Source organism: Rhodothermales bacterium (genome assembly GCA_013002345.1).
GTDB lineage: Bacteria > Bacteroidota > Rhodothermia > Rhodothermales > JABDKH01 > JABDKH01.
Genome location: JABDKH010000109.1, coordinates 1 through 9,790, shown reverse-complemented (window position 1 = coordinate 9,790; position 9,790 = coordinate 1). Strand labels below are relative to the sequence as shown.

The window sequence follows — 9,790 nt, the reverse complement described above, 5'->3', positions numbered from 1 at the left end:
ATTCGTTCGCAGCGTAGACGGTCCGGTCGAGATGCGTGACGCAACCGGTCGAGCATACCATCAGCCATTCCTCGGCGGATTCAACGTCCCTCGTCCGCAGCTGGTAGACATCGACGTGGACGGTGATCTCGACCTCTTCATCCAGGAGGATCAGGGCCGCGTGATGTTCTTCGAGAACACGGGGCGCGAAGGAGACGGGAAGTACAAGTTTCGCTCGGAGCAGTTCGGAGGCATCGACGTCGGAGAGTGGTACCGGTTTGCGGATCTCGATCTTGACGGTGACTACGACCTGTTGTCGGAGCAGCCGTACAGCTACGTCCGGTATCTGCGGAATGAAGGGGGCGACGGCGGCCCTCGATTCGTGGAGGTGGCAGATAGTCTGACCGACATCCGGGGCGAAGCCATCTTTTCGGATCGTCAGAATATTCCCAACGTGACGGACATCGATTGCGACGGAAAGCCGGACCTGTTCGTGGGCCGTCTGGACGGGACGATCTCACGCTACGAGTGGTCGGATAATGACGTGAGAGGCGCGCCCCGATTCCGATTCATGGAGGATCGATTCCAGGGCATCGAGATCATCGGGCAGTTTATGGGATCGCGGCACGGGGCGAACACGCTGTTCTTTGCGGATCTCGATGACGACGGGGATCAGGACCTGCTGTGGGGCGACTACTTCGAGCCGGGGTTGCTGTTCATCGAGAATACCGGCACGTGCCAGCGGCTTGCATTGGGAAGCCAGCCGATGCCGTTTCCGCCGAACGATCCGATCAAAACGAGCGGTTACAATGCCCCGGCGCCGGGCGATCTGGACGCAGACGGCGATCTGGATCTTCTGATCGGAGTGCTGGGCGGCGCCTTCAACGCGAATACGACGACGGCGGACAATCTGTATCTGTTGGAGCAGGAGTCACCCGGCCGATTTACACTGAGCACGCGGCGATTTCTGTACACGGTAGACGTCGGGGCGGAGAGCATTCCGGTCGTGGCAGATATCGATGGTGACGGGGATGCCGAATTAATGCTGTCGAACCAGATCGAGCCGAACGACAGCAAGACGTCTGCCATCTATGTGTTCGATGTAGTACGGGATGGACGTGACCCGGTTGGCGACGGGCTCGTGTGGCAGATGGCCGACACGCTGATGTTCAAGCCGGCATACCACTATGCGCCGGCGCTCGGTGATCTGGACGGAGACGGCGATCTGGACATGGTGCTGGGAACGTGGCGCGATGAACTGGCCTGGTACCGGAATGACGTGCAAGACGGCGCGTACTCGTTTGTGGTTGTTGATTCCGTTGCGGCGAAGCTTACGCGCGGAAGCAATGCGGTCCCGGCGCTGGTCGACATCGACGCGGATGGCGATCTGGATCTGTTTGTCGGGGAGACGTCAGGTACGTTGAACTACTATCGGAACGAGGGGTCGGCGGCTGATCCGGACTTCGTCCTTGTGAGCGACGAGTACGGAGGGATTGACGTGGGGAGAAGGTGTTTCCCGGTGTTTGAAGATCTCGACGCCGATGGCGACTACGACATGGTGCTCGGGCGTGCGGCAGGAGGGGTGCTTGTTTACCGCAACGATGGGTCGGTGACCGGGCCGGAGTTTGTGCCGGTTGAAGCGGAATCTGCATCGGGTTTCATTGCGGATGTGCTCGCGCTGCCATTGCCGGCGTATTCGGCGCCGGTGTTTGTCGACCTGGATGGAGATGGAGACCGGGATGTTTTGACCGGCGGCCAGGGCGGCGGGCTGATGTACTGGGAGCTGCGATAGGGCGACCAATACGTCATCCCGGGTCTGCCCCGGGATCCATGCGATGCCGAGGCAACCGCAATTGCACTGTCTCATATTGCCGCGCTACCATCGGGAGCTGCAATGACGACTCCTTCTGGCGATGTGCTGCATTGAGGCAGGCTTCCCACAGAGATTCTTCGACGGGCTCAGAATGACGTTCGGGCATCCTGTCATTACAGCCCGTCCTTGCGCTCTGCCCCCGCGCTCTGCACCCGAGTAGGCGGGGGTAGGCGGGGGAAGGCGAGGATCACGCCGAGCCTGTCGAGGTCTGTGCTGCATTGAGGCAGGCCCCCCCACAGGGATTCTTCGACAAGCTCAGAATGACATTTCCCACCCCTCATTCGGGAGCGCGATGACCTCATTCATTCACTAATTCCGGGTTATAGGCCCGGGCATCCCTGTCGATTACTTGACCGCCACCGCCACAGAAGCGGACTTCATGGCAGTGATTGAACCGGAATATAAATAAGTACTTACGGTAGTATTTGATGAAGAGAGTTTTACTATGTCTGCTGGTCGTTGGCGTGATCTCCGGTATCGGAAATGAGCGTGTCTCCGCCCAGGTAAGTCTGAGTTTTACGGACTTTTCCTACGTGTCCGGCCCGGCTCTCCAGGCGGGAGCCATTTACCGGTTCACGAGCGTAACGACCGGTGTTGACGCTCTCGTCGAGATCAAGGCACTTACTGGCGGCGCCGTCCTGGTGCAGCTCGATGACCCGAACACCAGCACCGCCCAGTTCCAGCCCACATTGAACGGCGCGCCCGATCAGAACCCGCAGGCCGACTTCTCGATCTCGCTCATCGACGCCGTATCATCATCGCCCGTGGCCGTGACCGGTCTCATGGTTGGCGCGGTGGACGTTGACGGATCAGCCGGGCAGCAGGAGTATGTGATCATGTCCGGTGTCCAGTCGTACACGGTGGAAGGACTGGCCGCCACATCACCGCAGGGCCCGTCGGAATTGACTATCTCAGCGGACCCGCTCGGCACCCGTGTTCTCGGGTCGGTGACGACCTACAACGGTATCGATCCAACCATCACGCAGGTGATCGCTGTGGCCGATGTGGGATCCGCATCGAGATTTGATTTCAGCATTGGCCAGACGGGCACCTCAGCTACGGCCGGTGATCGCCTCTTCTCGTGGGAGTTTCGTGTCAACCAGATCGTCTTCGACGACCCGACGACCACGAATCTTACCGCACTGATCGGATCAGCGCTGGCCGTTGGAATCATCACGGACAACGGCAACGGCAGCTACAACATTCCAATGACGTTTCTGCTCGAAGGTTTTGGAGATGTGCCCCTTCTAGATGTGCAGGTCGTTGACAATCTTGCAGCGTCATTTGGCACCTACGTCTCCTCGGGACCCCTGACGGCCGGGCAGTATACCGTGGATGACCCCGCGATCGGAACGCTGACGGGTGGCGCCGTGCTGTCGACGGCAAACAGCGGGTTCGATGGGTCAACAGATCAGAATCTGATCACTTTGACCACCGGAGACAGATTGCCTGTGGGCGCGACAGCGGAGATTACGTTCAATGTGACGTGGTACCCTCCAATTGGCGTGACGAGCACGACCAACCAGGGAACCGGTCGGGGTGATTTTTCGGAAGATGGAACCTCGGACGGAAGCACGACCGACACGTCGCACTCCGGCAGCGATCCGGATCCCGAGAGCGACGGCCCCGCGGATAACGCCACTGCAACGGGCATCGATGTGTCGGGCCTTCCCGTCGAAATGTCCTCACTGGAAGTGATACGTGACGGACGTGACGTTTCGATTCGCTGGTCAACATATTCCGAGACAGGCAACGCTGGATTCGATGTTGAGCATCGAGCTACGGCAAAAGGCGCCTTTGTCACGGCTGGATTCGTAAACGGTGCAGGCTACTCGACGGACGAGAATCGATACGAGTACCGCGTCAACGACCTGGCGGCAGGTACGCATCAGTTTCGACTGCGGCAGGTCGACTACGACGGGACCTTTGCGTACAGCGAACTGATCGAAGTAGACATCGAGCTCGCAGAGCGCTTTGAGCTGGGCCGCGCGTATCCGAATCCGTTCAATCCGACGACGTCCATCCAGTTCGCACTCAGAGAGGCCGGTACGGTTGAGCTGGCGGTCTACGATGTGACGGGGAAGCTGGTGCGTACGCTCGCGGAAGGCTTCCAGTCGGCCGGAACGTACGATGTGCGGTTCGAGGCCGGCGATCTGCCGAGCGGACTTTACGTGTATCGGCTTGTTACGGAGGCCGGTACAGCTTCGGCGCCAGTGGTGCTGCTGAAATAAAAAAGCACAGCGAAGACGGCGACGCGACGCAATATTACGGGGGTAGGGAGCCGGTGGCCGATGGGTCGCCGGCTCTTTTGTTGTAGAGCGGGACTGCCGCCCCTCAGTCACTCCGCGGATGCCGCATCGCAAGCTCACCGTCATCACGAATAGCCGACATTGAGAGCCCGCGTCCACACGAGGAGGCTGCACGCAATCGTCGCCCCGAGCTCGTCGAGGGGTCTTTGCTCTGTTGAGACAGACAGCCAACGCAGATTCTTCGACAAGCTCCGAACGACCTAAGTACAGGACTCACGTTTCGTAAGGGATTCCCCGCACACCATTACGCCACTTCCCTGCGAATATGTATGTTCGTGGGTCCGATACTCGGTCCGACTTGTTTGACCAGCAACGGGAAGCGCGACGTCGCGCCCCCGATAACATAGATGCCCACCACTATTATGCGGAACCGCGATATGTCGCGCATGACGACAGACAGCGGGGTTCTCGCGGTCGTTCTGTTCGTTTCAGCTCTCGTCGTACCATCGGTCTGGTCCCAGACTGTCGCAATATCCGGTTACGTCAAAGCGGAGAACATCTACGATACGCGTCAGGTGGCGCAGGTGCGGGAGGGTCAGTTTCATCTGTATCCCCTACCCGATACCGAGGCGTCGCGAACCGACAATCTGACCTACGCTTCGTTCCAGTCGCGTATCCGGGTAACGGGCTCGGGGACTGAGGCACTCGGTGCCGATCTGACCGGCGTCGTCGAGGCTGATTTCTTCGGCACGGCCAACGACTACCTCGGACAGTTCCGCCTGCGACATGCGTACGTCCAGCTCGACTGGGGCGGCGAGAAACTGCTGTTCGGGCAGTACTGGTCGCCGCTCTTCACCGCTGCAGTGTTTCCGCAAACGGTGGCCTTCAACACGGGTGCACCGTTCCAACCGTTCGCACGATTTGGTCAGATTCGGTTTACGATTGAGCGCGGCGGCGTGCGACTCATCACGGCTCTCTCGCAACAGCGTGACGCCTTCAGTGATATCGGGGGCAACAAGTTGCAGCAGCAGGCAGCCATTCCTGCCGGGCACGCCCACGTGCAGGTTTTCGGGGCGAGCCGACTCGTCGGCGGCGGCGTGTACGTGAAGTCGATCCGTCCGACGTTGACGTCCGAACGGTTCACGGCGGCTGCAGTCCAGGGATACGCAATGATCGAGAGCGCGCCGTTCACGGTGCGGGCGAAGGCGACCTACGGCGCGGATCTGACGGATCACCTGATGACCGGTGGCTTCATAACTGTGGAAGACGGATCCTTCGAATCGCTTCGTGTGGGGTCGGCATGGCTGGACGTCTCATGGAGTGCAGGTGGGCCGGTCGCGCTGGGCGTGTTCGGTGGCTTTCTCACCAATATGGGTGCGGGTCCGAGTGTTACCGTTCTGTTGCAAGACACGGACGGCGACGGGATCGGCGATGTTGAGACGAAGGCGACACGAGCCGACAATCTGGATCGGCTGTGGCGTGTCGCGCCGCGCGCAACCTACTCGACTGGTCGGCTGCGCTTTGCGCTGGAAGGCGAAGTGACCTCGGCTCTTTTCGCGAGCGATCGAGACAACAACTACGCTCCGGTCGCGCTGGATTCGGATGAGGCCGTCACCAATGTCCGCGGGCACCTGGCCGTGTACTATTTCTTCTAGCGGTGATGGCGTCTATGTCGTTCCGGCCCTCGCATTCCCGGGCATTTTCTCGCATGTTGGGGATCAGCCCCGCCCCGCGGGGCCAGGTTACTCACGTGTCATTGCCGCGGCGGCGGTAATCCATGTGTCCGTGAATTGACCTCGACCCGGATGGATCCCCGATCGAGTCGGGGATGACGACGGTGCCTCCCCCCGTCACTGCGGCGCTCGCAATGACGTTCTTCACAATGTCGTGGCAGCCCCTACAAGCTGCAACGTTTGCCTCTGCCGTCAACATGGTCTAACCTTCAGGATTCACATCCGGAAACCCAGGTCCTGAGATCATGACGTATCGAATCACAGCCCTTCTGGTCGGAATACTGACCATCCTGCCTTCCGCCGCCTTCGCACAGGAAGCTGGAGAGTCTCAATCAACAGATACACTATTCTCTGGCCTCGAACTGCGCGGCATCGGACCCGCCTTGATGGCCGGTCGGATCGCCGACATCGCGATCAATCCGCAAGACGAGCGACAGTGGTACGTAGCCGTGGGGTCGGGTGGTGTGTGGAAGACCGACAACAACGGCCTGACGTGGGATCCGATTTTTGACGACCAGGCGTCGTATTCGATCGGATGCGTCACCATCGATCCGTCGAACCCTTCGACGATCTGGGTGGGCACGGGCGAGAACGTGGGTGGTCGGCACGTGGGGTATGGCGATGGCGTCTACCGCAGCCGCGACGCTGGCAAGACCTGGGAAAACGTCGGGCTGAAGGACTCCGAGCACATTTCGAAGATCATCGTGCACCCGGACAACCCGGACGTCGTGTGGGTTGCGGTCCAGGGTCCCCTGTGGGCGAAGGGCGGCGACCGCGGCCTGTACATGACGACCGACGGAGGGAAAAACTGGTTCAAGACGCTCGGGGACGACGAATGGACGGGCGTCACCGACATCCTGATCGACCCGAGACATCCGAATCGTCTCTACGCCGCAACGTGGCAGCGGCATCGCAACGTCGCTGCATATATGGGCGGCGGCCCCGGGACCGCCATCTACCGATCGGAGGACGGTGGCGCGACCTGGGAGAAACTCTCCAGCGGACTACCAGAATCCAACATGGGGAAGATCGGACTGGCTATCTCGCCACAACAACCCGACATCATCTACGCCGCCATCGAACTCGAACGACGGACAGGCGGCGTGTACCGCTCCGCCGATCGCGGATCGTCGTGGACGAAAATGTCCGACGCCGTGGCCGGTGGGACGGGTCCGCATTATTACCAGGAGCTGTACGCCTCGCCGCATGCATTTGACCGAATCTATCTGGCCGATGTTCGCCTGCAGATTTCGGAAGATGGCGGCAAGATCTTTCGACGAAACCCCGAGACGCGCAAGCACGTCGACAATCATGCCGTTGCATTTCGTGCCGATGATCCTAACTATTTGCTTGTCGGATGTGACGGCGGGCTTTACGAGAGTTTTGATCTCGGCGAGACGTGGCGATTCATCCCGAATCTTCCGGTGACACAGTTCTACAAGGTGGCCATCGACGACGCGATGCCGTTCTACAATGTGTACGGCGGAACGCAGGACAACAACACGCAGGGTGGCCCGTCGCGCACGTCCTACCGCGTGGGAATCGACAACGACGACTGGTGGATCACGCTCGGCGGCGACGGTCATCAGCCGGCGACCGAGCCGGGGAATCCCGACATCATCTACTCGGAGTCGCAGCAGGGACATCTGTACCGCGTTGACGTGACGACCGGCGAGTCGTTGCGCATTCAGCCGCAGCCTGAAGCAGGCGAGCCGTTCGAGCGCTTCAACTGGGATTCGCCGATACTTGTCAGCCCGCATTCGCCGAGCCGGCTCTACTTCGCTTCGCAACGTGTGTGGCGGTCCGACAATCGCGGCGACTCATGGACGGCCATCTCGGATGACCTGACGCGAAATCAGGTGCGCCTGTCTCTCCCGATCATGGGGAGCACACAGGGGTGGGACGAGCCGTGGGATGTGTACGCGATGTCGACGTACAACTCCATCACGTCGATCGCGGAGTCACCGCTACAGGCAGGCCTGATCTATGTGGGGACGGATGACGGACAGTTTGCCGTGACAGAGGACGGCGGCGCGAACTGGCGCAAGATGGAGGTGGGGCGCATGCCCGGTGTGCCCGCCACGGCGTTCGTGAACGACGTCAAGGCGGATCTGCACAACACTGATGTGGTGTACGTCGCGCTCGACAACCACAAGTTCGGGGACCTCGAGCCGTATCTGTTGAAGAGCAGTGATCGCGGTCGTAGCTGGACTTCCATCCGCGGCGATCTGCCCGACCGGACGCTCGTGTGGCGGTTGGTGCAGGATCATGTCAAGCCGGGCTTGCTGTTTGCCGGGACGGAGTTCGGCGTGTACACGACGCTCGACGGCGGTAGGAATTGGCACAAGCTCACGGGTGGAGTGCCGACGATCTCGTTTCGCGATCTGGCGATTCACCGGCGCGAGGACGATCTGGTCGGAGCGACGTTCGGTCGTGGATTCTACATACTGGACGACTACTCGGCACTGCGGCACGTTTCTGACGATCAGCTTGCGCAGGAGGCAACGCTTTTCCCCGTGCGTCGCGCGTGGTGGTATATCCCGCGCGGCGGTAAGTCGATTCAGGGTGCCGATCATTATCTCGCTCCCAACCCGCCGTTCGGTGCGGTCTTTACGTATTACATCAAAGAGTCGCTGAAGACGCTGAAGCAGGAGCGGCAGTCCGCGGAGGAGGCTCTCAAAGAGGCAAAGAGACCGGTCGCGTTTCCGGGATGGGATGCCGTTGAGGCGGAGCGGCGTCAGGACGAGCCGGGATTCTGGTTGACGGTGCGTGGGGCCTCCGGCGACGTGGTGCGGCGAATCCGTGCGGAGAACAAGAAGGGATTCAACCGGACGGCGTGGGACCTCAAGGTACCGCCGACCGATGCGATCCGTGAGAGTGGAGATCCGGAACGTGGTAACTATGCGGCGATGGTGGCTCCGGGCGAATACTCGGTCTCGTTATCGAAGGAAATCGACGGAGTGGTGACGGCGCTGGCAGGTCCGGTGACGTTCCAGGTGGAGCGGATGTACGAGGGTGCGTTGCCGTCGGCAGATCCGCAGGTGACGGCGGCATACTGGCGGGAGGTTGAGGCTTTCAATCGCTCGACATCGGCGGCCCGGGTCGTGTTGCGGAAGGCCGTGGATCGGGTGGAGCTGCTGAAGAAGGCGCTCATCCGGACGCAGGCCGTGCCCGGCGACCTCGAGGCCGCGCTGCATAAGCTTGAGGAGTCGTTGCTGGCTGTGGATCAGCAGCTGTCCGGCAACTGGGCGAAGGAGGAGTTTGGGGAGAAGCAGGACGAACCGACGCTTGCCAACCGGCAGTCGTTTGCGTGGTCGGGTTCGCGCTCGACGTATGGGCCGACGCCCGCGCAGCGGCGAAGCTTCGAGATAGCGGTCGAGCAGTTTGGCCGGATGCGGCCCGAGCTGCAGCGACTTGTGGAGACGGAGATGCCTCGGATCGAGCGGGCGATGCAGGCGGCCGGGGCGCCGTGGATCGAGGGGCAGCCGCTGCCGGAGTAGAAGGAACGTCATCCCGAATGAAGTGAGGGATCTGTGGATGGGGGTTGGCTCGAGTGCTAGCCGTCAACCATAGACCCCTCGACGGGCTCGCGGTGACGGAGAATAGGGCCTGGGCCTCGACGGAGGGAGTCGCCGCTGAGAGCGAGCGATAGCGAGCGCGTCAATCTTGGGCGTTTCGGATTGTTTCTTAGGCGCAGGGCGCCTTCCTCGCTTACGCAAGGACGGGCCCTCGCATTCGCAGGGACGGCCATCGCAGTGACGAGGTGTGGGGGGCCTGCGGACCGCCGGTGATGACGGCCTGTTTCGGATGCGGCGTCCGCGGGGTGTCTCTGCGAGCGAGCGCGGCAATCTTGGGCGTTTCGGATTGCTTCTTCGGCGCAGGGCGCCTTCCTCGCTTATGCAAGGACGGGCCCTCGCATGCGCAAGGACGGCCATCGCAAAGACGAAGGTGGGGGT

Annotated in this window: 4 protein-coding genes; all 4 read left to right on the top strand. The window is 61.0% G+C overall.

What is annotated here, in order from left to right; all coding sequences use genetic code 11:
• The first annotated feature begins 31 nt into the window (after window positions 1–31).
• Window positions 32–1,771, top strand: coding sequence for a VCBS repeat-containing protein (locus tag HKN37_05555; protein ID NNE46110.1), 1,740 nt, complete (start codon window positions 32–34; stop codon window positions 1,769–1,771).
• Window positions 1,772–2,280: 509 nt separating this feature from the next.
• Window positions 2,281–4,083, top strand: coding sequence for a T9SS type A sorting domain-containing protein (locus HKN37_05550; GenBank protein ID NNE46109.1), 1,803 nt, complete (start codon window positions 2,281–2,283; stop codon window positions 4,081–4,083).
• A 440-nt stretch (window positions 4,084–4,523) separates the two neighbouring features.
• Entirely contained in the window at window positions 4,524–5,756 is a 1,233-nt protein-coding gene (locus HKN37_05545) for a hypothetical protein (protein ID NNE46108.1), read from the top strand.
• Window positions 5,757–6,079: 323 nt separating this feature from the next.
• Window positions 6,080–9,334 carry a glycosyl hydrolase gene (locus tag HKN37_05540; GenBank protein ID NNE46107.1) on the top strand — a complete coding sequence of 1,085 codons (3,255 nt, stop codon included), beginning with the start codon at window positions 6,080–6,082 and terminating at the stop codon, window positions 9,332–9,334.
• Window positions 9,335–9,790: the final 456 nt, after the last annotated feature.